Origin of the sequence: Streptomyces sp. A012304, from assembly GCF_026008495.1 — a bacterium.
Taxonomy (GTDB): Bacteria; Actinomycetota; Actinomycetes; order Streptomycetales; family Streptomycetaceae; genus Streptomyces.
In genome coordinates this window covers 40,458-65,882 of the sequence record NZ_BQUN01000092.1, presented here as the reverse complement: position 1 = coordinate 65,882, position 25,425 = coordinate 40,458, and the positions used below count along the sequence as shown (strand labels likewise).

The window sequence follows — 25,425 nt, the reverse complement described above, 5'->3', positions numbered from 1 at the left end:
CCCAGCTCCGCGGGAGCCGAAGGCAGGGAAGGGACGCGGGGGGCTCAGAAACCCCGCGTCCGTTTGGCGGCACGCCGCTTCTCGGGGGACCCGATCCGCAGGAACAACCGCGACACCTCCGACCCCAGGTTCACCCCGATGGCGATGGCCATCGCCAGCGCCGCGGCCTTGGTGAGATGGGTCAACCCCGTGTCCACCTCGTTCTGAGCGATCGCCAGCAGCCCGAAATAGGTGGCCGACCCCGGCAGCAGCGGCCCGATCGCCGCCGTGGTGTACGGCAGCGCCGACACGAACCGGTACCGCGACAGCAACTGCCCGAACAGTCCGACGACCCCGGCCGCGACGGCGGTGGAGGCGACCGGTGAGATACCGCCCGCGTAGTGCATCGCGCCGTACACCGACCAGGCGACACCGCCGTTGAGCGTCACCGCCAGCACGGTGGATCGTTCCTGCTGGAGCAGGACCGCGAAGGTCAGCGACAGCAGCATCGACGCGCCGATCTGCACCAGCGGCCGCTCTGCGCTGCCGAGGGCCGCGTCGGGGTTGAGGTGCGCGCCCAGTTGCACACCGAGATAGAGCATCACCAGCACCCCGACGACGATGCCCACGAAGAAGTACATGACCTCCAGCAGCCGGGCCGCCGCGGTGATGTAGAAACCCGTCAGACCGTCCTGGACGCCCGCCACCAGGGCCCGCCCGGGCAGCAGCGCGAACAGCCCACCGGTGATGACCGCCGCCGCCGCCACGTCGACGTGCGTCAGCGTCAACGCCACCCCGATCGCGGCCGGCGGCATCGCCGCCACCAGGAACTGGTAGAACTCCGGCAGCCCGCGCCCCGCGCACAGCCACGCCAGCCGGTCACCGAGCATCGCGCCGATCGCGGCCGCCACGAACACGATCGCGTCACCGCCGACCAGCACCGAGGCCGCCGCCGCGAGCAGCCCGCTCGCGGAAGTCAGCACCCAGGTCGCGTACGGGTGCCGGTTGCGGCGTATCTCCGCGAGCCGCCGGTAGGCCTCCTCCAGGGATATGTGCGACTCCGGGTCGCTGAGATCGTCGACGAGCTGGAAGACCGCCGCCAGCCGCGTGTAGTCCGTCCCCCGCCGCCGCACGGTCCGCGACGCCGACACCGGATCCTCCACCAGCGACGGCTGGTAGGAGATCGACAACAGGGTGAAGGTGACGTTCGGCTCGCAGCGGTCGAGCCCGTAGGACCGGCAGACCGCGAACATCGCGGCCTCCACGTCCTCGGCACCCTCCCCGCCCGCCAGCAGCAACTCGCCGATACGCAGCGTCAGGTCGAGCACGCGCGGGACGGCCGGACCCTCCTCCTCCTCCGCCTTCACCACCCGCTCCGGCGCGGGCCGCTCGGCCACCGGCATCCGCAGCATCGTGCGCATCCGGTCCTGCCAGGGCACGTCCTTGGTGAGGCTGACCACCGGAAAGCCCTCGGCGGGCGTGAACGCGGTGGGCGCACGCCGGGCGCTGTACGTACGGGGCGGTGTGAACGCCGATCCCTCCGGCTCCGCCGACACCGGCTGCGGCGCGTCCAGCCCCACCGGAACCGCGAACTCCGACGTGGTCTCCGACTCGCCCCCCGCCCTCGGGACCGCCAGCCCCGCGGGAATCGCGAACTCGGAGGTGACCTCGGGATCGAACGTGCCGCGCGCCTCGTCCGACCGCGGCTTGCGGTCCTCCGCCTCCGTCACTGAGCAACGCTCCCTGAACGACACATTCCGTCGGCCTCAGTATGCGCGGATACCCGCACCCGGACTCGTACACGGACACGAAAAGGGCCGCACGCGAGGTGCGTGCGGCCCTCAGCGGGAGAGGTCAGTGACCGCCCTGCTCCTTGAAGCGCTTGTACGACCGCTCGATCTCCGCCTCGGCGTCGGTACGGCCCACCCAGTTGGCGCCCTCGACGGACTTGCCGGGCTCCAGGTCCTTGTACACCTCGAAGAAGTGCTGGATCTCCAGACGGTCGAACTCCGACACGTGGTGGATGTCACGCAGGTGCTCCACACGCGGGTCGGTCGCCGGGACGCACAGCAGCTTGTCGTCGCCGCCCGCCTCGTCCGTCATCCGGAACATACCGATCGCGCGGCAGCGGATCAGACAGCCCGGGAACGTCGGCTCGTCCAGGATGACCAGCGCGTCCAGCGGGTCGCCGTCCTCGCCGAGGGTGTTCTCGACGAAGCCGTAGTCGGTCGGGTAGGCGGTCGAGGTGAAAAGTCGACGGTCCAGGCGGATACGACCGGTCTCGTGGTCCACCTCGTACTTGTTCCGCGAACCCTTCGGGATCTCGATCGTGACGTCGAACTCCACCGGTGGCTCCTCCATGATCAGCACATAGTTCTGGTGGTTAAGTGTCCCTCACGCAGGTGTGTGATCGCGAAAGGGGCTGGTGTTTCGTGCCGGAGCTGAGGCCTTGGCGAGCCGCGAGACCCCACGTGGTGCGAGCCGCGGACGCCGTACGACCCCGTCTGGCACGGGCCGCGGGCATCGTACGGCCGCGCCTCGCACGCACCGCGGCCGCCGCGAAGCCGCAGATCGCACGGCTGACGCGGGCGGCGACACCACGGCTCGCCCGGAACACGCGGCCGAAGACCGCCGGAAACCTCAGGACCTGGCAGTACACCGCCGGCGCGGCGACCGCCGGACTGGCACTGGCCGCCGGCGTGGTCACCGCCGCGGGCCCCTGGGACTCCACCGGTCAGCGTACGGCCGAGCGGGACCGCGCCGCCGCACTCGGACGGACGGGTGGCGCAGATCACGGCAACACCCCCGAAGGGCCCGCGACCTCCGAAACGGCGGCCGGGACACCGCGCCCCGCCCCCAGCGCCGCGACCGTCCTCACCGGTCTCGGCGCCACCACGAGCGCCGTGCAGGCCGTCCCGGGCACCCTCCCCGGCCTCGCCGCCCTCGCGGGCGCCCTCGACCCCCTCGTGGCCGACCCCGCCCTCGGTCCCCGCACCACCGCCTCGGTCGTCGACGTGGCCACCGGCCGACGCCTGTACGACGCCGGCGCCGACCAGCCGCTCACCCCGGCCTCCACCACGAAGATCGCCACCGCCGTCGCCGCGCTCACCGCCATGGGCCCCGACCACCGCCTCACCACCCGCGCCGCACTGGAGCCCGGCAACCCCGACAACAAGGAACTCGTCCTCGTCGGCGGCGGAGACCCCACCCTCACCGCCCGCGCCGACGCCGACGGCCACGCCGGCCTGCGCACCCTCGCCGCCCAGACCGCCACAGCCCTCAAGAAACGCGGCATCAAAAAGCTGAGGCTCTCCTACGACACCACCCTGTACGCCGGCTCCGAAGTTCACCCCATCGGAGTCAACCCCAACCTCGCCCGGGTCACCGCCCTCATGGCCGACGAAGGCCGCACGGACGACTCCACCAGCGGCCCGGCCACCCGCGTCGCCGACCCGGCGGCCGACGCCACGAGAAAGTTCGCCGACCTGCTGCGGGCCCACGGCATCCACACCAGCCACCCCGGCCCCTCCAAGGCGACCACGCGCGCGCAGACCCTCGCCACCGTCTCCTCCCCGCCCCTGTCCGTCCTGGTCGAACGCATGCTCACGCACAGCGACAACGACATCGCCGAGGCCCTCGCCCGCCAGACCGCCGTCGCCACCGGGGTCCGCGCCGACTTCGCCGGCGCCGGCCGCGCGATCCACGCCCAGATCAAGAAGCTCGGCCTGCCGATGTCCGGCGTCACCTTCAAGGACGGCAGCGGCCTCGACCGCGCGGACCGCCTCACCGCCAACCTCCTGGCCGGCCTCCTCGCCAAGACCGCCGACCCCGCCCGCCCCGACCTCCGCCCCGTCCTCACCGGCCTGCCCGTCGCCGGTTTCACCGGCACTCTCACCAGCCGCTCCACCGACGGCACCGCCGGCCTCGTCCGCGCCAAGACCGGCACCCTGACCGGCGTCAACACCCTGGCCGGCACCGTCGTCGACCGGGACGGCCGCCTGCTGTCCTTCGCCCTCCTCGCCTCCGACACCGCCGACACCAGGCAGGCCCAGGCCGCCCTGGACCGGGTGGCCGCGGCGGTGGCGGCATGCGGCTGCCGATGACCGGCCGACCCTGACCCGACCCCGATCTCCACCCCACGCCCTGCCCCCGGCGGCCGTGCTCACGTACGGTTGACACATGACGAGCATCGGTGGTGCCTCTTCCGGGATGGTCGACTGGAATCTCGCGGTCGCGACCGCGACCCGGCTCGTACGGCCGGGCCCAGAAGTGAGCCGCGACGAGGCCCGCGCCGTCGTCGCGGAACTGCGCCGGCACGCCAAGGCCTCGGAAGGACACGTCCGGGGCTTCACTCGTATGGGCACCGACGACATCCACGACACGCCCGTCCTCGTCGTCGACCGCCCCGGCTGGGTCCGGGCCAACGTCGCCGGCTTCCGCGAGATCCTCAAACCCCTGCTCGACAAGATGCAGGAACGCCGCAGCAACAGCGCCGGGGGCGTGGTCCTCGGCGCCGTCGGCGGCAAGGTCACCGGCGTCGAACTCGGCATGCTCCTGTCGTTCCTGGCCTCCCGCGTCCTCGGCCAGTACGAGACCTTCGCCCCCGCCACCCGCGACCTGCCCGCCGGCACCGACGGCGGCGGCCGCCTCCTCCTCGTCGCCCCCAACATCGTCCACGTCGAACGCGAACTCGACGTCGACCCCCACGACTTCCGCCTGTGGGTGTGCCTGCACGAGGAGACCCACCGCACCCAGTTCTCCGCCGTGCCCTGGCTGCGCGACCACCTCGAGGGCGAGATCCAGTCGTTCCTCGCGGAGACCGACGTCGACCCCATGACCTTCCTCGAACGCGTCCGCGAGGCCGCCCAGTCCCTCGCCGGCGGCCGCCCCGAGGGCGAGGAGGACGACGGCGGACGCTCCCTGGTCGAACTCGTCCAGAGCCCCGCCCAGCGCGAGATCCTCGGCCGCCTCACCGCCGTGATGTCCCTCCTGGAGGGCCACGCCGACTTCGTCATGGACGGCGTCGGCCCCGACGTCGTACCGACCGTCTCCGAGATCCGCGAGAAGTTCCAGCAGCGTCGCGCCAAGGGCGCCTCCCGGCTCGACATGGCCCTGCGCAAACTCCTCGGCCTGGACGCCAAACTCCGGCAGTACAAGGACGGCGAACGCTTCGTGAGGGCCGTCGTCGACCAGGTCGGCATGGACGGCTTCAACCGCGTGTGGACCTCGCCCAACACCCTCCCGACCAAGGCCGAGATCGCCAAACCGGCGGACTGGGTCGCACGGGTGCACCGCAGGGCCGAACCGTGAGCCGGTGAACCCCTGTGGCCCGAAACCGGCCGACGGCAGGCGAACGCCCCTTCAATCACCCGTCCGAGGGACCGTGAGGCCCGCGTAGGCGTGCAATGCTCGGGGAACGGCCCGGTTCTGTCACCATCTACACACTCTGCGTGACCGACCTCGGGTTCACCCCCGAAAACTTCATGAAGGGAACCGGACAATGGGTCCCCATCCTGCGGTCGCGGCGATACGCCTGGCGGTCCGCCGCGTCCTCCACGACATCCTCACCCAACACGCCCGCCTCACCGAAGAGACGAGCCCGCACGAGCGTCCGCCCTCGCCGCTCGTGCTCGTGGCCTGCTCCGGTGGGGCCGACTCCATGGCACTCGCCTCCGCCCTCGCCTTCGAAGCCCCCAAGCTCGGCATCCGCGCGGGCGGTGTCACCGTCGACCACGGTCTCCAGGCCGGCTCCGACCAGCGCGCCGACGAGGTCGTCCTGCGGATGCGCCAGCTCGGCCTCGACCCCGTCGAGTCCACCGCCGTCACCGTCGGCCGCGAGGGCGGACCCGAGGCAGCCGCCCGCGACGCCCGCTACGCCGCCCTCGACGCCGCCGCCGACCGCCACGGCGCCGCGGCCGTCCTCCTCGGCCACACCCGCGACGACCAGGCCGAGACCGTTCTCCTCGGCCTCGCCCGCGGCTCCGGCATCCGCTCCCTGTCCGGAATGGCCGCGGTCTCGGGGGCCGGCGGCCGTTACCGCCGCCCCTTCCTGGAACTCGACCGGCAGACCGCGCGCAAGGCCTGCATGGTCCAGTCCCTGCCCGTCTGGGACGACCCCCACAACGCCGATCCGGCCTACACCCGCTCCCGGCTGCGCCACGAAGGCCTGCCCGCCCTGGAGAAGGCCCTCGGCAAGGGCGTCGTCGAAGCCCTCGCCCGGACGGCCCAGCTCTCCCGCGACGACGCCGACGCCCTCGACACCTGGGCCCGCCAGGCCGAGGCCGCCGTACGGGACTCCGCGGGCCTCCTGGAGTGCGCGAAGCTCTACGCCCTGCCGCCCGCCGTACGCCGCCGCGTCCTGCGCCGCGCCGCCATCGAGGCGGGCGCCCCGGCCGGTTCACTGTTCGCCCGGCACATCGAGGAGGTCGACCGGCTGATCACCGGCTGGCGCGGTCAAGGAGCCATCAATCTTCCCGGCAAAGTCGTCGCCCAGCGCCAGGGTGGCAGACTGGTGATTCGGCAAGGCTGAATCCCTGCCCCTCCGAGCACCTCGGAGAGGGGCGGCCAGCCGGTGGGACGACCGAAAGTGATGCGGGTGGACGCGAAAGACATGGGTGCCGACCTCAAGCAGGTACTCATCACCAAGGAAGAGATCGACGCGAAGCTGGCCGAGCTGGCCGCGAAGATCGACGCGGAGTACGCGGGCAAGGACCTGCTGATCGTCGGCGTCCTCAAGGGCGCGGTGATGGTCATGGCCGACCTCGCCCGGGCCCTGTCCACCCCCGTCACCATGGACTGGATGGCCGTGTCGTCGTACGGCGCGGGCACCCAGTCCTCCGGCGTGGTGCGGATCCTCAAGGACCTCGACACCGACATCAAGGGCCGGCACGTCCTGATCGTCGAGGACATCATCGACTCCGGCCTGACCCTGTCCTGGCTGATCTCCAACCTCGGCTCGCGCGAGCCGGCCTCCCTGAAGGTCTGCACGCTGCTGCGCAAGCCCGATGCCGCCAAGGTCGCCATCGACGTCGAATGGGTCGGCTTCGACATCCCCAACGAGTTCGTCGTGGGCTACGGCCTCGACTACGCCGAGAAGTACCGCAACCTCCCCTTCGTCGGTACGCTCGCGCCCCACGTCTACGGCGGCTGACCCGAAGGGCTCAGCCCCGTACGAAGATCGGGAACCCCGGCGGGCCTCGCGCCGTTGGAGCATGCAGACGGGTTCGCCAGCCGTCCCGTGCGGCTTCGGGCGGCGAAGCTGGGGTACCGTCAGAAGAACTGTCTTATCAAACTCACTATGGCAGGAGGGACGGGGCGGCACCGCTCCGTATGGATGGACGTGAAGCGATACTTCCGTGGGCCGGTCATGTGGATCGTGCTGGCCGTCCTTGCCGTGGTCGTGTTGATGCAGGTCGTCGGCTCGTCCGGCGGCTACAAGACGGTGGACACCGGCCAGGTCGTGGCAGCGATCAACGACAACAAGGTCGAGTCGGCCAAGCTCACCACCGGTGACGAGCAGATCATCAAGGTCACGCTCAAGGACGGCACAAAGGTCGAGGGCAGCTCGAAGATCCAGGCGAGCTACATCGGCGACCAGGGCGTGACCATCGCCAACACGCTGCAGACCAAGTTCCAGGACAAGCAGATCCCGGACGGCTACACCGTGTCGCCGTCCAAGCAGAACCCCTTCGTGGGCATCCTGCTCTCACTGCTCCCCTTCGTCCTCATCGTGGTCGTCTTCCTGTTCCTGATGAATCAGATGCAGGGCGGCGGCTCCCGAGTCATGAACTTCGGCAAGTCCAAGGCCAAGCTCATCACCAAGGACACCCCGAAGACGACGTTCGCCGACGTCGCAGGCTCGGACGAGGCCGTCGAGGAGCTCCACGAGATCAAGGAATTCCTTCAGGAACCGGCCAAGTTCCAGGCCGTCGGCGCCAAGATCCCCAAGGGCGTACTCCTGTACGGCCCTCCCGGCACCGGCAAGACGCTCCTCGCGCGCGCCGTCGCCGGCGAGGCGGGCGTCCCCTTCTACTCGATCTCCGGTTCCGACTTCGTCGAGATGTTCGTCGGTGTCGGTGCCTCCCGAGTCCGTGACCTCTTCGAGCAGGCCAAGGCGAACGCCCCGGCGATCGTCTTCGTCGACGAGATCGACGCGGTCGGCCGCCACCGCGGCGCCGGCCTCGGCGGCGGTCACGACGAGCGCGAGCAGACGCTGAACCAGCTGCTCGTCGAGATGGACGGCTTCGACGTCAAGGGCGGTGTGATCCTCATCGCCGCCACCAACCGGCCCGACATCCTCGACCCGGCCCTCCTGCGCCCCGGCCGCTTCGACCGCCAGATCGCGGTCGACCGCCCGGACATGCAGGGCCGCCTGGAGATCCTCAAGGTCCACCAGAAGGGCAAGCCGGTCGCGCCCGACGTCGACCTGGCGGCGGTCGCCCGCCGCACGCCGGGCTTCACCGGCGCCGACCTGTCGAACGTGCTGAACGAGGCGGCGCTGCTCACGGCCCGCTCCGACAAGAAGCTCATCGACAACCAGATGCTGGACGAGGCGATCGACCGCGTGGTCGCGGGCCCGCAGAAGCGGACCCGGATCATGTCGGACAAGGAGAAGAAGATCACCGCGTACCACGAGGGCGGTCACGCCCTGGTCGCGGCGGCCTCACCCAACTCCGACCCGGTCCACAAGATCACGATCCTGTCCCGCGGCCGCGCCCTCGGCTACACGATGGTCCTGCCCGACGAGGACAAGTACTCGACCACGCGCAACGAGATGCTCGACCAGCTCGCCTACATGCTGGGCGGCCGAGCGGCGGAGGAACTGGTCTTCCACGACCCGACCACCGGCGCCGCGAACGACATCGAGAAGGCCACCGCCACGGCCCGCGCGATGGTCACGCAGTACGGCATGACCGAGCGTCTCGGCGCCATCAAGTTCGGCGGCGACAACACTGAGCCCTTCCTCGGCCGTGAGATGGCTCACCAGCGCGACTACTCGGAAGAGGTCGCCGCGCTGGTCGACGAAGAGGTCAAGAAGCTCATCGAGAACGCGCACAACGAGGCCTGGGAGATCCTGGTCGAGAACCGCGACGTCCTCGACAACCTGGTCCTCCAGCTGCTGGAGAAGGAGACGCTGGGCAAGGAGGAGATCGCCGAGATCTTCGCCCCCATCGTCAAGCGCCCGCCGCGGCCCGCCTGGACCGGCTCCTCGCGGCGCACGCCGTCCACCCGCCCGCCGGTGCTCTCCCCCAAGGAGCTCGCACTGACCAACGGTGCCAACGGCGCGACTCCGGCGATCACCACCGCCAAGTCCACCGCGACGGACCCCGCCCCGGTGGCCGAGCCGGCCCCCGAGGAGCGTCCGGAGAGCTGAGCGACCCGGGAATGGATGCCGCGCCCCCCAGGATTTAGCCTGGGGGGCGCGGCATTTCCGTGATGCCCGTCAGCAGGACAGACAGGAACGAGGCACCAGATGACCGACCCCGTGACGCTCGACGGCGAGGGCTCCATCGGTGAGTTCGACGAGAAACGAGCCGAGAACGCCGTCCGCGAACTCCTCATCGCGGTCGGCGAGGACCCGGACCGCGAGGGCCTGAGGGAGACTCCGGCGCGGGTGGCTCGGGCGTATCGGGAGATATTCGCGGGGCTCTGGCAACAGCCCGAGGACGTGCTGACGACCACGTTCGATCTGGGACACGACGAGATGGTGCTCGTGAAGGACATCGAGGTGTACTCGACCTGTGAGCATCATCTCGTGCCGTTCAGGGGGGTCGCGCACGTCGGCTACATCCCGTCCACCAGCGGCAAGATCACCGGACTGTCCAAACTGGCCCGTCTCGTGGATGTCTTCGCGCGCCGCCCGCAGGTGCAGGAACGACTCACCACGCAGATCGCGGACTCCCTGATGAAGATCCTTGAGCCGCGGGGCGTCATCGTCGTGGTGGAGTGCGAGCACATGTGCATGTCGATGCGGGGCATCCGCAAGCCCGGCGCCAAGACCATCACCTCGGCGGTGCGCGGGCAGTTGCGGGACGCGGCGACGCGCAACGAGGCGATGAGCCTGATCATGGCGCGCTGACGCCGTGGGGAGCGCTGTCGCTCCGCTCCCCGTACCGGTGGCGGCCTCACGCCGCCGGAGCTGTGCCCGCTCCGTTGTGTTCGTCGTCTTCCGGGAGCTTGCAGACTCGTTCCAGGAAGAGGGCTGCCGCTATGACGGCGATGCCGGCGAGGACCGAGAAGCCGGCGTAGATGGCCTGGTCGCGGCGGGCGGGGATGTCGAGGGATTCCAGGAGGAAGACGCCGGCGCCGCCGTACATGCCGGAGACGAGGGCGGCGACCAGGGCGCTGGACTGGCCGAAGACGACCGCGCGGGCCGCCATGAGCGGGTCGACGCCCTTGGCCTCGGGGCGGCGCTCGCGCTGGGCCTTGAGGCGTGAGCGCAGCGAGAGCGCCGTCGCCAGCAGGATCGCGGCGATCACGGCGAGGACGATGGGGGCGGCCAGCGGGACGCTGGGGAGGGTCCCGATCGAGTTCCAGAGGCGGGCGCCCGCCCAGGACAGGACGCCGGCGACGACGAAGACGCCGGCCAGCATCCTGATGCGCAGCTCTCTCACGGTGTCCCTTCGACTTCCCCGGAGTGTGGTCGTGTTGACCTTAACGACTACTCGGGCAGCCGGAGTTCCAGATCCTTGCGGGCTTCGACGCCCTCGCGGGTGACGGTGTCGAGGAGGTCGGAGACCGCGCCCCGCCCGGGCAGCTGGGCGCCGGGCTCCACGTCGTGCCACGGGACGAGGACGAAGGCGCGTTCGTGGGCGCGCGGGTGGGGGAGCGTGAGCTGCGGGTCGTCGGAGACGACGTCGGCGTACGCGACGATGTCGACGTCCAGGGTGCGTGCGCCCCAGCGTTCGTCCCGTACGCGGTGGAAGGCCTCCTCGACGGCGTGGGCCCGCTCCAGCAGGGAGGACGGCGGGAGGGTGGTCTTCAGGACGACCACCGCGTTGAAGTACGAGGGCTGGCTGTCGGGTGCCACGCCCCAGGGCGCGGTCTCGTAGACGGGGGAGACCGCCTTGACGCGGACACCGGGCGTGTCCTCCAGGGCGTCGATGGCGCCCTGGAGGTTCTCCAGGCGGTTGCCGAGGTTGGAGCCGAGGGAGATGACGGCCCGTTTGGGGTTGTGGAGGGTGGTGTCGGCGGCGTCGACCTTCTCGACGACGGAGGCGGGCACCGGCTGTACGGTCGGGTCGCTGTGACCCTCGGTGAAGAACGCGGTCATACTCGCCTCCGGGTGATGGTGACGGTCACGTCGTCGAAGGGGACGGTGATCGGTGCGTTCGGTTTGTGGACGCACACGTCGACCTCCTGGACCCCTTCGTGCTTCAGACAGGCCTGGGCGATGCGCTCGGCGAGCGTCTCGATGAGGTTGACCGGCTCGCCCTCGACGACGGCCACGACCTCCTCCGCCACGATGCCGTAGTGCACGGTCTTCGCCAGGTCGTCGTCGGCCGCGGCCGGACGGGTGTCCAGGCCCAGGACGAGGTCCACGACGAAGGTCTGGCCCTCCTCGCGTTCCTCGGGGAACACGCCGTGGTGCCCGCGGGCCCTCAGGCCGCGCAGCGCGACACGATCCACGCGAATCACTCCTGCAATCGTCGGTCCCAGCCGGTGCGTACCGTGTGCGGGCGGCACACCGGCCTCGAAAGAATCTACCTGCGAGCACGGACGGGGCCGGGCCACGGGGGCCGCGGCCCGGCCGGGGGCGGGATGTTTCACCCTGCGTTTCCCCTGGAGAATCCGGTGGCTCACGGGTTGGTAGCCGCCCCTACCCGCGGGTTCGTGATTCCAACCACTTCTTTGGTTCGTGTGGGCCATCCGTCCTCGTCCGGGTGGGCCGTACGGTCCCTTGTCACCTACCCGCTGGGCGTCAGGAAGGCGTCTCCTCGTCCTCGTCCTCGTCGGTTTCGGCCAGGACGGGGGAGGCGTGGTGGGACCAGAGCTTCCAGCCGTCGGCGGTGCGGCGGAAGACGTTCGTCGCCACCACCAGCTGGCCCACGAGCGGCCCCAGATCCTCACCGGCCCGCGGGGCGGGCCCGCCGCTGAGGATGTTCTCGGTGCAGGTCACCAGGGCGGTGTCGCCGGTGACGGACACGTGCACGTCGGTGAGGAAGAACTGGATGTAGTCGGTGTGCGCCATGATCAGCGCGTACGACCGCAGCACCTCGCCGCGGCCGGTGAGGACGGGCCAGCCGGGGTGCACGCAGGAGATCACGCCCACGTCCGCCGGGTCGTGGTACGACTCGTCGACGCCCAGGTCGGAGGGGCTGAGCCAGAGCGAGGACACCTCCTCGAAGTCACCCCGCTCCATCGCCTCGTAGAAGGCGGTGTTGGCGGCCTCGACCTGTTCGACGTCGGTGTGGGGGGCGCTCACCGGGCTCCTTCCGCGCCGCCGGGGTGGTGCGGGAGGGAGGCAGGGCGCGCGGCGGGTACGTCTGCCGCGGTCTGCGCGTCACGCGCGGGCGCGTTCGTGTCGGGCCGCGCCTGGTGCTGCGTGTTCGCGCCCGGCGTGGCGTCCGTTGCGCGGGCCTCTTCCACGGCGCGTGCGACCCGTACGGCGTCCGCTGTCGCGCGTACCTCGTGGACGCGCACCGCCCATGCGCCGGCGTGCGCGGCGAGGGCGGAGACGGCGGCCGTGGCGGCGTCGCGCTCGCGCGCGGGCGGCGGCGCGCTCTCGGGGCCTGCCAGGACGCGGCCGAGGAAGCGCTTGCGGGAGGCGGCGACGAGCAACGGGTGGCCGAGGGCGAGCAACCGGTCGAGGTGGGCGAGCAGGGCGAGGTCGTGCTCGGCGTTCTTGGAGAAGCCGAGGCCGGGGTCGACGACGAGGCGGTCCGGGGCGATGCCGCCGGCCAGGACGGCGTCCACGCGCGCGTGGAGTTCGTCGACGACCTCGCGGACGACGTCGTCGTAGGCGCCCTTGACGTTGCCGCCCGCGAGGAACCCGCGCCAGTGCATGACGACGAAGGGCGCGCCGGCGTCGGCGACGACCGGGATCATCTCGGGGTCGGCGAGGCCGCCGCTGACATCGTTGACGAGGGCGGCGCCGGCGGCGAGGGCCTGGGCGGCGACGGAGGCGCGCATGGTGTCGACGGAGACGACGACGCCCTCGGAGGCGAGGTCGCGGACGACGGGGACGACGCGGCGCAGTTCCTCGGCCTCGTCGACGCGGGTGGCGCCGGGGCGGGTGGACTCGCCGCCGACGTCGACGAGGTCGGCGCCCTCGGCGACCAGGTGGAGGCCGTGCTTGACGGCGGCCGTCGGGTCGAACCAGCGGCCGCCGTCGGAGAAGGAGTCCGGGGTGACGTTGACGACCCCCATGACCGCGCAGCGGTCCCACGCCGGAAGGCCGTCGACGTGCCCGCGTCCGCTCTGCTTGCTCATATGTTCAGCGTAGGCCCAGGCGGGTGCCCCGCCGCCGCGCGGCCCGGGCACCCGCGGCCTAGGCGGCCCGCATGTCCCGCTCCGCCACGGCGTGCGCGCACACGCGTGCGGTGGTCGAGCGGCGGCGCAGGAAGCGCGGGAGGGGGAGGGCCAGGTTGACGAAGCCCTCGGCCTGCATGGCGGCCAGGCCGATGCGGGGGAGGTCGGCGGAGGCCCGGTAGACGACGAAGCGGGGTTCCCAGCGGGGCTGGAACTTGGCGTTGAACTTGTACAGCGACTCGATCTGGAACCAGCGCGAGAGGAACACCAGCAGCCCGCGCCAGGCGCGCAGCACCGGGCCGGCGCCGATCTTCTCGCCGCGCGCCAGGGCCGAGCGGAACATCGCGAAGTTCAGCGACACGCGCGTGATGCCGAATTTCGGGGCGGCCTGGAGGGCGGCGACGATGAGCAGTTCGTTCATGCCGGGGTCGGCCGCGCGGTCGCGGCGCATCAGGTCCAGGGAGACGCCGTCGGTGCCCCAGGGCACGAAGTGGAGGATCGCCTTCAGGTCGCCGTAGGGGCCGGGTTCGGGGTCGGCCTTGTGGGCGGTGGCGATGAGGCAGTCGCCGTCGGAGGGGTCGCCGACCCGGCCGAGGGCCATGGAGAAGCCGCGCTCGGTGTCGGTGCCGCGCCAGTCCTCCGCGGCCTGCCGGATGCGCTCCAGTTCGCCTTCGCCGAGGTCACGGATACGACGTACCCGGGTCTCGTAACCGGCGCGCTCGATGCGCTTGACCATCTGACGCACGTTGCGCATCGCGCGGCCGGCGAGCGAGAAATCCGCGACGTCCACCACCGCCTCGTCGCCGAGTTCGAGGGCGTCGAGGCCGGTCTCCCGGGTCCACACCTCGCCGCCCGTCTCCGAGCAGCCCATGACGGCGGGGGTCCAGGAGTGGGCCTTGGCCTCGTCCATGAAGCGCTCGATGGCGCCGGGCCAGGCCTCGACGTCCCCGATGGGATCGCCGCTGGCGAGCATCACGCCCGAGACGACGCGGTAGGTCACGGCGGCCTTGCCGCTGGGGGAGAAGACGACGGCCTTGTCGCGACGCAGGGCGAAGTGGCCGAGGGAGTCGCGGCCGCCGTGCTTGTCCAGCAGGGCGCGCAGCCGGGCCTCGTCCTCCTCGGTGAGGCGGGCGGCCGGGTGTTCGGGGCGGAAGGCGAGGTAGATCGTGGTGACGGCGGTGATCCAGCCGAGGGCGCCGAGGGAGAAGGCGACGGTCCAGGAGGCGTCCCCCTGGTAGTCGACGGGGCCCTCGAAGCCGAAGAGGCCGTAGACGACGTGGGTGATGCGGTCGGCCATGCTCGGGTCGCCGATCAGGCGGCCGGGGTGGGCGCTGACGATGACCAGGCCCAGGACGAGCGAACCGGCGCCCATGAGGACGAAGTTGGCGAGTGCGCGCCAACGGCTGCGCGGGTCGGGCAGGGCCCGGAACTGGTCGCGGTGGACGATCAGCGGCACCAGCAGCGCGAGGGATATCAGCACGCCGACGAAGGAGTGCCGGTAGGTGAACTGCGCGACGGCGCCCGCCGGGAGCAGTGCCACCGCCGCGCGCCACGCGCGCCGCTTGCCCCGCTTGAGGCCGTGCGCGAGGAGGAGCAGCAGGATGCCGGCGCTGAGCGAGAGCGCGGCGGCGAACGGGCCGAACGCGCCGGGCAGCACTTCGGCGAGCGTGTGCATGCGGCTGTGCCGGAACCGCGGGAAGACGCCTGCGGCGACATCCAGCAGTCCCACGAGGGCACAGGCCCGGCCGACGAGGGCGGGTACGGACTCGGGGCGCGGGCCCCGGATCAGCTTCCGCATCCGGCTTGATCGGCTAGGAACCCCGCCCGACATTTCCGCATCTTCCCTGACAGACATCGCATCCCGTAGTTCCGCGAGAGACCTTGGACCCGGTGCCGATTCGGGCATCCGGCGACATTGCGCCCTCTAGGACGGTGTCTCGGGGGGAGAGGTTCACTCGACTCCTCAAAGCCGTTGAAAAGGCGAAGGAAAGTCCGGGACAAAGCCTCGCGAAGGTCGTGGGGGAGTGCGGGAGTCCGGGCGGAGAGCGGAGGCTGGAGCACCTCATGGGTCTCACGAGCAACAAAGTGCTGCTGCTGTCGGTCCTGTGTGCCGTGGCGCTGTTCATCGGCACGGTGTGGCTGTGGCCACGGCTGGCGGGGCGTGGCTGGCGTGCCGTCAGCGGACGCGTGGGCCTGCTGTTCGCCACCCAGTTGGCCCTCTTCGCGGCGGTCGGGCTCGCCGCCAACCAGGCGTTCGGGTTCTACGCGAGCTGGTCGGACCTGTTCGGCCAGGAGGACGACCAGGGCGTCGTCGTCGACCACGCGGGCGGCGGACCGGCGGGTGCCCTCCGGGTGGTCGACACGCGGCGCGTGTCGGGCGGGAGCGCGGGCCGGCCGCAGGTCACCGGGCAGATACAGAAGGTCGCCATCAGTGGCCGTACGACGCGCATCGCCACGCCCGCGTTCGTGTATCTGCCGCCGGAGTACTTCGATCCGGGCCAGCGCACGCGTACGTTCCCGGCGGCCGTCGTCCTCACGGGTTATCCCGGTACGGCGGAGGCGCTGGTGGAGAAGCTGCACTACCCGCGCACGGCCCGCGAGCTCGCCGCGGACGGCCGGATGCGGCCGATGATCCTGGTGATGCTGCGGCCGACGGTGGCGCCGCCGCGCGACACGGAGTGCGTGGACATCCCGGGCGGACCGCAGACCGAGTCGTTCTTCGCCAAGGACCTGCCCGAGGCCATCGGCGCCCAGTACCGGGTGAGCAAGAAGCCCGGCAGCTGGGGCATCATCGGCAACTCCACGGGCGGCTACTGCGCGCTGAAGCTGGCGATGCACCACCCGGACGTGTTCGCGGCGGGCGCCGGCCTGTCGGCGTACTACAAGGCGCCGATCGACCCGACCACCGGTGATCTCTTCCAGGGTGACGAGACGTTGCGGAACGAGGCGGACCTGCGGTGGTTCATCAAGCACCGGCCCGCGCCCGCCACCTCGTTGCTCGTCACCAGCAGCAGGGTCGGAGAATCCAACTACAAGGCCACGTTGAAGTTCATCGACGAGGTGAAAGCGACGAAGAAGACGAGGATCTCGTCGATCACACTCGACACCGGCGGACACAACTTCAACACCTGGCGGCGGGAGATCCCGCCGACGCTGGAGTGGATCAGCGGGCGGCTGAGCGGCCGGTGACCTCGGCCGAAGGAAGGGCCGTGACGTCGGCCGAAGGCGGCCTTGCGTCCGCCGCGGAGGCCGCTATGGCGGCTGTGGGGAGACTCCGCGGCGGCCCCGACCGGAAATGATCTTGTCTGTTGTCGAATTCGGCGGCAGTGCTGTTCCGGCAATGCCTTCCTGATCCCTTGTGAAGGCTTCGGGATGGCTGTGTTTTTACGGGGTGGGGCACCAACATTCGCCTACGCGCGGTAAGTTTCTGGCCATGCCACGTGGACGTCACCGCCATTCCCCGCCATTGCACAGGCTGCTGCCCCCGTCGGCGATCGCAGGCGTTTCGGTCGTCTGCGCCCTGGGCCCCTGGGTGTTCACGGAGCAACTCGTGCTCCGGGTGCTCGCCGGGGCCGCCGCGGTGACGGCGGTCCTCGGCGCGGTCGTGATGCGCCGCTGGGACATCCAGGCCGGCAAGCAGGTCGCCGACCTCACGCGCGCGCGTGCGGGCGACGAGTGGCGGTTCGAGGAACGTGTCGCCGAGCTGGAGAGCGACCTCGAGGAATCGCGCGAGCTGCGCGTCAAGCTGGAGCAGCGCCTGCGGGCCAAGCGCGCCGAGCTGGCCGGGCTGCGCAACGAGCACGCGGCCTTGCTGCGCCGTTACGCCACGGCCGAGACCGAGCGGGCGACCGCCCTGGAGGGCCGCCGTCTGCTCGAGATAGAGAACACGGGCCCGTCCTCCTCGGCTCCTTCGTCCTCCGCGCGTGAGCTGATGCCGGCGCGGAGCACGCAGAAGCTGGCTGACACTGCTGAGGCGACCGCCGAGACCGGTGAGGCCGCCGGGGCTGCTGAGGCCGAGGGCGAAAACCAGCCGAAGATTCCTTCCGTCTTCTCCCCGGAGGGCTCCCAGCTGTTCCTGCGCGCGCAGGCCGCGCTCGCCCGGTTCGGCACCGACGTCGCTGAGCCGGCGCGGGGCGACGAGCCGCCCGCCGGGACGGAGCCCGCCCGGGCCGACTCCGCCGACGCCGACGGCGAGGCGGAGGCCGTTCAGGAGGACGAGGCGAAGGGGAAGCCCGAGGCGGTCGACGAGCACACGCGCGCGGCCGCCCCCCACCCGGCCGCCGAGGAGAACGAGACCCCGGCCGAGGACACGGCCTCGCAGGAGCCCACCGCCGACACCGGCCGGACGGACGACGCGGAGGCCGAGGACGCGGAGGCCGCTGATGCCCTGGCCGCAGCGGACGCCGACACCGACGCCGAACACGAGGACGCCGGGGACGCCGGGGACTCCGGCGCCGCGGACGCCGCGGACGCCGAAACCGCAGCCGACACCGCGAAAGGCCCGGAAGCCCAGGAAGATCAGTCGGATGGGGAGCCGCCCACCGATCCGGAGCCGACCGCAGCGGCGACGCCCACCGAAGCGGAGCCCGCCGACGCCCAGGCCGTAGGCTCCGACGCCGGCGCGCTCGTCCCCCGCTCCGCCGCCCCCGCCCCCGTGCAGCGCCCCTCCGGGCACTTCACGGTGCCGACCGCCGTGGCCGTCGTACCGGCCGCGCAGCCGGTGCGGCCTCCGACGGCCCGAGGTGGGTTCGACTTCTTCGGTACGCAGAAGCCGTCGACGTCCGACGCGCTGGAGGCCGTGCAGAACGAGGACCTCGCCGACGTCGTCGGCCAGGAGGCGCTCGCGCTGCACAAGGCCGAGGCCGAGGCGGAGTTCAAGCCGGCGGACGAGGAGTCGCGCGGTGCGGGCCAGGTGATCGACCTGACCGCCCACGACGAGACCGAGCAGATCGACCTCCAGCGACTGCGCAGCGCGGTTTCCTGAACTAAGCCATCCACCGGTCGGGCCGGGCGTCACGGCGCCCGGTCCGTGACCGTTCCGCCTGACCGCGCAGCAGCTCCGCGGCCTCCTGAGCGTCCCTCAGACGCGCTGTGACCGTCTTGTCGGCCCCGGTGTCCACGCGTACGTCGGCGACGCGCCACAGCCGCTGCCAGGGCCCCTGCGTCAGCCGTACGCTCTGGACCTTGGCGTGCGGTACGAGGGCCAGGTTGCGGCGCAGCAGGCCGTGGCGGGCGGCGAACACCGTGTCCGTGACGGCGATCCCGTAGCCGCGCCACCACAGCGGGGCGCACCGTCCGGCCCGGCGCGGCGGGCGGGACAGCGCGGCCCTGGCCGGGACGGTCGCTCCGGGCAGCACGCGCGCGATGACGGCCTCGGCGGCCGCGCGCGGAGCGACCGGCACGAGCACCGAGTTGGCCGAGCCGGCCACGTCCAGCTCGACCCGCACCCAGTCGCGCCGCCGCCACAGCAGCGGCTCGACGATCCGCACGGTCTGCACCCGGCCGGGCGGCACCGTCTCGTGCGCGCGGTCCAGCAGGCCGTGGTCGATGCGCAGCCCGTCCGGCGACTCGCCGACCGTCCAGTCGTACTCGCCGACGAACCTGCCCGCGCTGCTCGCGCCCGCCGCGCCGAGCAGCGGCACGCCGGTCGCGAGGACCGTCCACACGCTGTGGGTGGCCAGCCACAGCACCGGCGGGACGACGAGCGCGGCGGCCAGCGCGCCCCAGGTCGCGCCGGTCAGCGCCAGCGCGATCGCCAGCTCGCGCGCCGGCACGCGCAACAGTTCGCGCGCCGGCGCCTCGCCCACCTCGTGCGCCGTCTCGGGCGCGAAGCCCGCCGCGCGCGCGAGGAGTTCGGCCCGCAGCGCGCGTGCCTCGCCCTCGCCGAGGAAGGCGAGCTCGTCCTTCTTGTCGGCGCCGACGACGTCCAGCCGGAGCTTGGCGACACCCGCGATCCGCGCGAGCAGCGGCTGGGTGACGTCGATCGCCTGGATGCGCTCCAGCCGGATGTGCGCGGTGCGCCGGAAGAACAGGCCGGTGCGTATGCGCAGTTCGCTGTCGGTCACCGCGAAGTGGGTGAACCACCAGGACAGGAACCCGTAGAGGGCGGCGCCCGGCACGACGACGGCGAGCACGATCAGCAGCATCGTGGTGGTCAGCCGCGTCAGCTGCTCCTGCGCCTGGTTCGGGTCGTGCACCGCCCAGCCGGCGACCACCGCGACGGGCGCCCACGCCCGCCGGAACGGTGTCACCGGATGCAGCCGCCGCTCGACGACGACCTGCCGCGCCCGTCCGTCGGCCACGGCGTCCTCGACGCCCGGCATGGTCACAGCCCCGCCGATCGGGCCTCGCCGAGCGCGGTGAGCCGGTCGCGCAGCCGCTCCGCCTCGGCCGGGTCCAGGCCCGGGATCGTCGCGTCGGTCGCGGCGGCCGCGGTGTGCAGCTGCACGCTGGCCAGCCCGAAGTGCCGCTCGACGGGGCCCGAGGTCACCTCCACCAGCTGCATGCGCCCGTACGGCACGACCGTCTCCTCGCGCCACAGCACACCACGGCTGATCAGCAGGTCGTCGGCGCGCTCGGCGTAGCGCCAGGAGCGCCAGTTGCGGCCGAGCATGACCCAGCCCGCGCCGATCGCGGCCAGCGGCAGCAGGGCGAACGCGGACCAGGCCGGCCCGACCAGCAGCCAGAGCGGCAGCCCGGCGCCGAGAGCGGCCAGTCCCAGCCACACCACCAGCAACAGCCGACGCATCCGCAGCAGTCCCGGAGGCAGCCCCGTCCACACCGGCTCGCCCGCCCCCGCCCCCGCCTCCGTCGTCCCGGCGCCCCCCGGGCTCCCCGTTTCCATACGGCCAGCGTACGTAGGGGAGACTGGGTCCATGACTCCTACGACGGAGACCACGGTCGGGATCGGCGGTGCCGCGGAGAGCACCGACATGGTGCTCAACATCGGCCCCCAGCACCCCTCCACGCACGGTGTGCTGCGGCTGCGGCTCGTGCTGGACGGCGAGCGCATCACGCGCGCGGAGCCGGTGATCGGCTACATGCACCGGGGCGCGGAGAAGCTGTTCGAGGCGCGTGACTACCGCCAGATCGTCATGCTGGCCAACCGCCACGACTGGCTGTCGGCCTTCTCGAACGAGCTGGGCGTGGTCCTCGCCGTGGAGCGGATGCTCGGCATGGAGGTCCCCGAGCGCGCGGTGTGGACGCGCACGCTGCTCGCGGAGCTGAACCGGATCCTCAACCACCTGATGTTCCTGGGGTCGTATCCGCTGGAGCTCGGCGGCATCACGCCGGTCTTCTACGCCTTCCGCGAGCGCGAGGTCCTCCAGAACGTGATGGAGGAGGTCTCCGGCGGGCGCATGCACTACATGTTCAACCGCGTCGGCGGCCTCAAGGAGGACCTGCCGGCGGGCTGGGCCGCACGCGCGCGTGGCGCGGTCGCCGCCGTCCGCTCGCGGATGGACGTCTTCGACGACCTGGTGCTCGGCAACGAGATCTTCCGGGGGCGGACGCGCGGCGTGGGCACGCTCACCCCGGCGGCCGTGCACGCGTACGGCGTGAGCGGGCCGATCGGGCGCGCCTCGGGCGTCGACTTCGACCTGCGCCGCGACGAGCCGTACCTGGCGTACGGGGAGCTTCAGGACACCCTGAAGGTGGTGACCCGCACCGAGGGTGACTGCCTGGCCCGCTTCGAGTGCCTCCTGGAGCAGAGCCACAACGCGCTCGACCTCGCGGACGCCTGCCTGGACCGCCTCGCCGACCTCCCGCCCGGCCCGATCAACCAGCGGCTCCCGAAGGTGCTGAAAGCGCCCGAGGGTCACACGTACGCGTGGACCGAGAACCCCCTCGGCATCAACGGCTACTACCTCGTCAGCAAGGGCGAGAAGACGCCGTACCGGCTGAAGCTGCGGTCCGCGTCGTACAACAACATCCAGGCGCTCACCGAGCTGCTGCCGGGGACGCTGGTCGCGGACATGGTGGCGATCCTGGGGTCGATGTTCTTCGTGGTCGGGGACATCGACAAGTAGCCGGGACGGCGAGGAGCCACGCTGGCGCTCGGCGCTTCAGTCGGGCGGTGGCTCAGTGCTCCGCTCACGCGGTCGCTCAGGCAGTCGGCCACGCGCTCGCTCAGCCCGTCAGTCGCTCGGCCTGTCAGTCGCTCGGCCCGAGTGGGTTCGGAATTCCAACCGACTGGAGCAGCCACCCGAAGTCGCCCAGTCCGCCGGGCGCGGTGAGCTCGGCGGCCTCCCCGGCGCTCGCGAGGGCGCGTACGTACGCGGAGGGGTCAGTGGAGGCGAGCGCGAGCGGGGGGCGCGCGCCGGTGATGCCGAGGGCGCGCAGGGCGTCGCGCTGGGGGAGGAGCCGGGCCGCGTGCGCGGCGCCCGCCGCCGCGCACGCGTCCAGCGCCACATGCGCGGTGATGTCGCACGACCCGTCGGGGACGGGGCTCGTCTCCCGGCCCTCCCGGAAGGCGGTGAGCGTGCCGAACGGAGGGCGCCCGTCCGCCGTGTGCGCGTAGTCCACGGCGACCGCGAGACCCCGCGCGACGCAGGCGACGGCGGCGGCCCAGGCGGTGTCCCTGGGCAGGCCGACCTCGGCGCGCAGCCCCTCCTCGGGCGGCAGCGGCCACCAGCGGGCCAGCCAATCGGCCTCCGCGCCGGACACGGGCTCCCCGAGCCGCTCGGTGCCGTCGGCGCGGACCAGGACCAGGCGGGGTACGCCGGCGGAGTCCACCTCGGCGACCTCGACGGGCACGTTGTCCAGCCACTCGTTGGCGAACAGCAGCCCGGTGATCCCCGGCGGGGGCTCGCGCAGCCACTCGATCCGGTGAGGGAGCCCCTCGGGGCGGACGGCGATGTCGACGGCGTACGCGCGCGTGCGGGCGGCCACCTCGGCGGGGAGCGCGGCCAGCACCCCCGTGACGAGCTCGCCGCGCCCGGCGGCCATGTCGATGAAGTCGAGCGACGCGGGCCGGCCCAGCGCCTCGTCGACCCGGCACAGCAGTCGCGCCACCGCCCCGGCGAACAGCGACGACGCGTGGACCGACGTACGGAAGTGGCCCGCCGGGCCCTCGGGGCGCCGGTAGAAACCGTCCGTCCCGTACAGGGCGGCCTCGGTCGCCGCCCGCCAGCCGCGCCACTCGCCCGAGCCCGTCGTCGTGTCCGCCATCCGGCCAGACTAGGCGCACAGGTGATCACGTCCTCCACCTTGCGGAGTACGCACATCGTCACCGGATCGATCCTCCGGTTGACCCCTGCACGCATCGCGCTTCCCTACGCTGGGTTACGTGCAGCGCCTCTATGACTTCCTCCGCACGCACCCGACCGGGGTCGACGGCTTCTGGGCCGTCGTCCTGTTCGGGATCTCGCTCATGGCGGAGGCGACACGCCAGGAGGCCACGGGCACGGACGCCCCGGCGCTGATCGTCCCGGTCACGCTGCTGCTGTGCCTGGTGATCGCGCTGCGCCGCCGCATGCCCGAGAAGATGCTGCTGCTCGCCTGCGCCGTAGGCCTCGCGCAACTGGTGCTGAACATCTCCACGGGCCCCGCCGACTTCGCCCTGCTGGTGATCGTCTACACGGTCGCCGCGACCGGCGCCCGCTGGGCCTCCCGGCTCGCGCTGGGCATGGGCCTGAGCGCGGCGACCGTGGCGCAGCTGCGCTGGCCGGAGCGGGACTCGACGATCGCCGGCAGCATCGTGATCTGCGTCCTGCTGACGGTGCCGTTCGCCCTGGCCTGGGTGCTCGGCGACTCGATACGCACCCGCCGCGCCTACTTCGCGCAGCTGGAGGAGCGCGCCGCCCGCTTGGAGAAGGAGCGCGAGGCGCAGGCGAAGGTCGCCGTCGCCGCCGAGCGCGCCCGTATCGCGCGCGAGCTGCACGACGTCGTGGCGCACAACGTCTCGGTGATGGTGGTCCAGGCCGACGGCGCCGCCTACGTCCTCGACGCCGCCCCCGACCAGGCGAAGAAGGCCCTGGAGACGATCTCCTCCACCGGCCGCCAGGCCCTCGCCGAGATGCGCCGCCTGCTGGGTGTGCTGCGCACCGGCGAGCACCAGGAGGGCGGGGAGTACGTGCCGCAGCCGGACGTCGAGCAGATCGAGGACCTCGTCGAGCAGTGCCGTGGCTCGGGCCTGCCCGTGGACTTCAAGGTCGAGGGCACCCCGCGCCCACTGCCCAGCGGCGTCGAGCTGACCGCGTACCGCATCGTGCAGGAGGCGCTGACCAACACGCGCAAGCACGGCGGGCCGAACGCGGGGGCGAGTGTGCGCCTGGTCTACTTCGACGACGGCCTCGGCCTGCTCGTGGAGGACGACGGCAAGGGCGCTCCGCACGAGCTGTACGAGGAGGGCGGCGTCGACGGCCAGGGACACGGGCTGATCGGCATGCGCGAGCGGGTCGGCATGGTCGGCGGCACCCTGGACGCGGGCCCGCGTCCGGGCGGAGGATTCCGCATCAGCGCCCTGCTCCCGCTCAAACCGGCGCATTGACGCCGACGCGCGCCGCTGGTTGACACCTGTCACGCCCCCATCCCGCCAGACACGACCCCATGGAAGAGGACCCGATGACGATCCGCGTGATGCTCGTCGACGACCAGGTGCTGCTGCGCACCGGGTTCCGGATGGTGCTCGCCGCCCAGCCGGACATGGAGGTCGTGGCGGAGGCGGGCGACGGCGTCGAGGCCCTCCAGGTGGTGCGTTCCACGGCGGTCGACGTCGTGCTGATGGACGTGCGCATGCCGAAGCTGGACGGCGTGGAGGCCACCCGGCGCATCTGCGCGGAGCCGAACCCGCCGAAGGTGCTGATCCTCACCACCTTCGATCTCGACGAGTACGCCTTCTCCGCGCTGAAGGCGGGCGCCTCCGGCTTCATGCTCAAGGACGTGCCGCCCGGCGAGCTGCTCGCCGCCATCCGGTCCGTGGACAGCGGCGACGCGGTGGTCGCCCCCTCCACCACCCGCCGGCTCCTCGACCGGTTCGCGCCGATGCTGCCCAGCACCGGCAAGGAACCCCAGCACCGGGAACTGGAGCGGCTCACCGAGCGGGAACGCGAGGTCATGGTGCTGGTCGCCCAGGGCCTGTCCAACGGGGAGATCGCGGCCCGGCTGGTGCTGTCCGAGGCGACGGTCAAGACCCATGTCGGCCGCATCCTGACCAAGCTCGGCCTGCGGGACCGGGTACAGGTGGTCGTCCTCGCGTACGAGACGGGTCTGGTGCGGGCCGGCGGGCGCTGAGAGGACAGTCCTCCTCCACCTGCGACGTATCTGTGGCGCGAGCAGATGAGGTCAAGGTTTCGCACCACCCGTAACCGGCGGCCACTAAGGTGCGCGGCATGCTGCTGTGGATCAACGGGCCCTTCGGGGGCGGCAAGACCCAGACCGCGTACGAGATACGGCGTCGCCTGCCCGGCAGTGTCGTCTGCGACCCCGAGCACGCCGGCTTCGGTCTGCGCCGCATGCTGCCGCCCGAACTGCGCGGGAACTTCCAGGACCTGGTGTCCTGGCGGCAGGGCGTCGTCGAGGTCCTGGACCTGGCGCTCACCCGGCACGACGGCGTGGTGATCGCCCCCATGACGGTCACCGACTCCCGCTACTTCGCCGAGACGGTCGGCAGACTGCGGGAACTCGGCCACGACGTACGGCACTTCACGCTCCTCGCCGAGCGCGAGACCGTCGTGGAGCGGCTGCGCGAGCGCGGCCTCGGGCATCTCCTTCCGCACCTGGCCGGGAGACGATCCGGGCGCAACGCCGGTCCGCGCCGGGAGAGCTGGGCTCTTCAGCAGCTCGACCACTGTCTGGAGCGGCTGCGCGAGGAGGAGTTCGCCGAGCATCTGTGGACGGACCAGTCAACCGTGCCGAAGACGGCGGACCGCATCGCCGTCCTGGCCGGGCTGACGCTGAGGCCGAACACCGAGGGCCGACTGCGCACCCGGCTGCGCCAGGCCCGGGTGGGCGTCGCGCACATCCGCTTCGACTGAC

23 protein-coding genes are annotated in these 25,425 nt (G+C 71.8%); 12 read left to right on the top strand and 11 right to left on the bottom strand.

Features of this window, described 5'->3' with window-relative positions:
- Positions 1–44: 44 nt before the first annotated feature.
- Together ALMP_RS19540 and ALMP_RS19535 are read right to left on the bottom strand one after the other, a co-directional pair.
- Positions 45–1,709, bottom strand: a complete 1,665-nt coding sequence (locus ALMP_RS19540; RefSeq protein WP_264930003.1) for a threonine/serine exporter ThrE family protein — start codon at positions 1,707–1,709, stop codon at positions 45–47.
- Between the two features lie 124 nt (positions 1,710–1,833).
- Entirely contained in the window at positions 1,834–2,325 is a 492-nt protein-coding gene (locus ALMP_RS19535; protein ID WP_029381130.1) for an inorganic diphosphatase, read from the bottom strand.
- A gap of 125 nt (positions 2,326–2,450) precedes the next feature.
- Here ALMP_RS19535 and dacB point away from each other — a divergent pair, with 125 nt between their 5' ends.
- From dacB to folE, 6 genes are all read left to right on the top strand, one after another.
- Positions 2,451–4,082, top strand: coding sequence for a D-alanyl-D-alanine carboxypeptidase/D-alanyl-D-alanine-endopeptidase (dacB, locus tag ALMP_RS19530; protein WP_264929996.1), 1,632 nt, complete (start codon positions 2,451–2,453; stop codon positions 4,080–4,082).
- A gap of 76 nt (positions 4,083–4,158) precedes the next feature.
- Positions 4,159–5,289 carry a zinc-dependent metalloprotease gene (locus tag ALMP_RS19525; RefSeq protein ID WP_264929994.1) on the top strand — a complete coding sequence of 377 codons (1,131 nt, stop codon included), beginning with the start codon at positions 4,159–4,161 and terminating at the stop codon, positions 5,287–5,289.
- 190 nt (positions 5,290–5,479) lie between these two features.
- Positions 5,480–6,508 carry a tRNA lysidine(34) synthetase TilS gene (tilS, locus tag ALMP_RS19520; RefSeq protein ID WP_264929993.1) on the top strand — a complete coding sequence of 343 codons (1,029 nt, stop codon included), beginning with the start codon at positions 5,480–5,482 and terminating at the stop codon, positions 6,506–6,508.
- A gap of 60 nt (positions 6,509–6,568) precedes the next feature.
- The gene (gene hpt, locus ALMP_RS19515; protein WP_264930168.1) at positions 6,569–7,129 is read left to right on the top strand and encodes a hypoxanthine phosphoribosyltransferase; all 561 of its coding nucleotides are present in this window, start codon (positions 6,569–6,571) and stop codon (positions 7,127–7,129) included.
- A gap of 183 nt (positions 7,130–7,312) precedes the next feature.
- Entirely contained in the window at positions 7,313–9,352 is a 2,040-nt protein-coding gene (gene ftsH / locus ALMP_RS19510) for an ATP-dependent zinc metalloprotease FtsH (RefSeq protein ID WP_264929991.1), read from the top strand.
- 99 nt (positions 9,353–9,451) lie between these two features.
- Positions 9,452–10,057 (top strand): GTP cyclohydrolase I FolE, encoded by a 606-nt coding sequence (gene folE, locus ALMP_RS19505; protein ID WP_264929990.1) that lies wholly within the window; start codon positions 9,452–9,454, stop codon positions 10,055–10,057.
- Between the two features lie 46 nt (positions 10,058–10,103).
- On the opposite strand, the gene ALMP_RS19500 is transcribed toward folE, so the two are convergent.
- The 6 genes from ALMP_RS19500 to ALMP_RS19475 form a co-directional block, all read right to left on the bottom strand.
- The gene (locus tag ALMP_RS19500) at positions 10,104–10,592 is read right to left on the bottom strand and encodes a DUF3180 domain-containing protein (protein WP_264929988.1); all 489 of its coding nucleotides are present in this window, start codon (positions 10,590–10,592) and stop codon (positions 10,104–10,106) included.
- Between the two features lie 47 nt (positions 10,593–10,639).
- Complete coding sequence (folK, locus tag ALMP_RS19495; RefSeq protein WP_264929986.1) at positions 10,640–11,251, bottom strand: 2-amino-4-hydroxy-6-hydroxymethyldihydropteridine diphosphokinase; 612 nt, start codon at positions 11,249–11,251, stop codon at positions 10,640–10,642.
- Positions 11,248–11,607, bottom strand: coding sequence for a dihydroneopterin aldolase (folB, locus tag ALMP_RS19490; protein WP_264929984.1), 360 nt, complete (start codon positions 11,605–11,607; stop codon positions 11,248–11,250). Before folB ends, folK begins: the two co-directional genes overlap by 4 nt.
- Positions 11,608–11,899: 292 nt before the next feature.
- Entirely contained in the window at positions 11,900–12,403 is a 504-nt protein-coding gene (locus tag ALMP_RS19485; protein ID WP_264929982.1) for a nuclear transport factor 2 family protein, read from the bottom strand.
- Positions 12,400–13,410 (bottom strand): dihydropteroate synthase, encoded by a 1,011-nt coding sequence (gene folP, locus ALMP_RS19480; RefSeq protein WP_264929981.1) that lies wholly within the window; start codon positions 13,408–13,410, stop codon positions 12,400–12,402. The genes ALMP_RS19485 and folP overlap by 4 nt, the downstream gene beginning before the upstream one ends.
- 58 nt (positions 13,411–13,468) lie before the next feature.
- A complete protein-coding gene (locus tag ALMP_RS19475) occupies positions 13,469–15,280 on the bottom strand; it encodes a phosphatidylglycerol lysyltransferase domain-containing protein (RefSeq protein ID WP_264929979.1) in 1,812 nt (603 codons plus the stop codon).
- A gap of 233 nt (positions 15,281–15,513) precedes the next feature.
- Between ALMP_RS19475 and ALMP_RS19470 the strand changes: the two genes are divergently transcribed.
- Positions 15,514–16,638 carry an esterase family protein gene (locus tag ALMP_RS19470; RefSeq protein WP_264929977.1) on the top strand — a complete coding sequence of 375 codons (1,125 nt, stop codon included), beginning with the start codon at positions 15,514–15,516 and terminating at the stop codon, positions 16,636–16,638.
- 244 nt (positions 16,639–16,882) lie between these two features.
- A complete protein-coding gene (locus tag ALMP_RS19465) occupies positions 16,883–18,433 on the top strand; it encodes a hypothetical protein (RefSeq protein WP_264929975.1) in 1,551 nt (516 codons plus the stop codon).
- A 1-nt stretch (position 18,434) separates the two neighbouring features.
- Here ALMP_RS19465 and ALMP_RS19460 read toward each other — a convergent pair whose 3' ends face one another.
- Both ALMP_RS19460 and ALMP_RS19455 read right to left on the bottom strand, forming a co-directional pair.
- Complete coding sequence (locus tag ALMP_RS19460; RefSeq protein WP_375803504.1) at positions 18,435–19,778, bottom strand: PH domain-containing protein; 1,344 nt, start codon at positions 19,776–19,778, stop codon at positions 18,435–18,437.
- Positions 19,775–20,293, bottom strand: coding sequence for a PH domain-containing protein (locus ALMP_RS19455; protein WP_264929972.1), 519 nt, complete (start codon positions 20,291–20,293; stop codon positions 19,775–19,777). Before ALMP_RS19455 ends, ALMP_RS19460 begins: the two co-directional genes overlap by 4 nt.
- 31 nt (positions 20,294–20,324) lie before the next feature.
- Between ALMP_RS19455 and ALMP_RS19450 the strand changes: the two genes are divergently transcribed.
- Positions 20,325–21,476 carry an NADH-quinone oxidoreductase subunit D gene (locus ALMP_RS19450; RefSeq protein ID WP_264929971.1) on the top strand — a complete coding sequence of 384 codons (1,152 nt, stop codon included), beginning with the start codon at positions 20,325–20,327 and terminating at the stop codon, positions 21,474–21,476.
- Between the two features lie 124 nt (positions 21,477–21,600).
- Here the strand turns inward: ALMP_RS19450 and ALMP_RS19445 are convergent, their stop codons facing one another.
- Positions 21,601–22,617: an SAM-dependent methyltransferase gene (locus ALMP_RS19445; protein ID WP_264929969.1), complete on the bottom strand. Its 1,017-nt coding sequence runs from the start codon at positions 22,615–22,617 to the stop codon at positions 21,601–21,603.
- Between the two features lie 118 nt (positions 22,618–22,735).
- Here ALMP_RS19445 and ALMP_RS19440 point away from each other — a divergent pair, with 118 nt between their 5' ends.
- From ALMP_RS19440 to ALMP_RS19430, 3 genes are all read left to right on the top strand, one after another.
- Complete coding sequence (locus ALMP_RS19440; RefSeq protein ID WP_264929967.1) at positions 22,736–23,938, top strand: sensor histidine kinase; 1,203 nt, start codon at positions 22,736–22,738, stop codon at positions 23,936–23,938.
- Between the two features lie 74 nt (positions 23,939–24,012).
- On the top strand, positions 24,013–24,681 hold the full coding sequence (locus tag ALMP_RS19435) for a response regulator transcription factor (RefSeq protein ID WP_264930166.1): 669 nt from the start codon (positions 24,013–24,015) through the stop codon (positions 24,679–24,681).
- A gap of 98 nt (positions 24,682–24,779) precedes the next feature.
- Entirely contained in the window at positions 24,780–25,424 is a 645-nt protein-coding gene (locus ALMP_RS19430) for an AAA family ATPase (RefSeq protein WP_264929965.1), read from the top strand.
- Position 25,425: the final 1 nt, after the last annotated feature.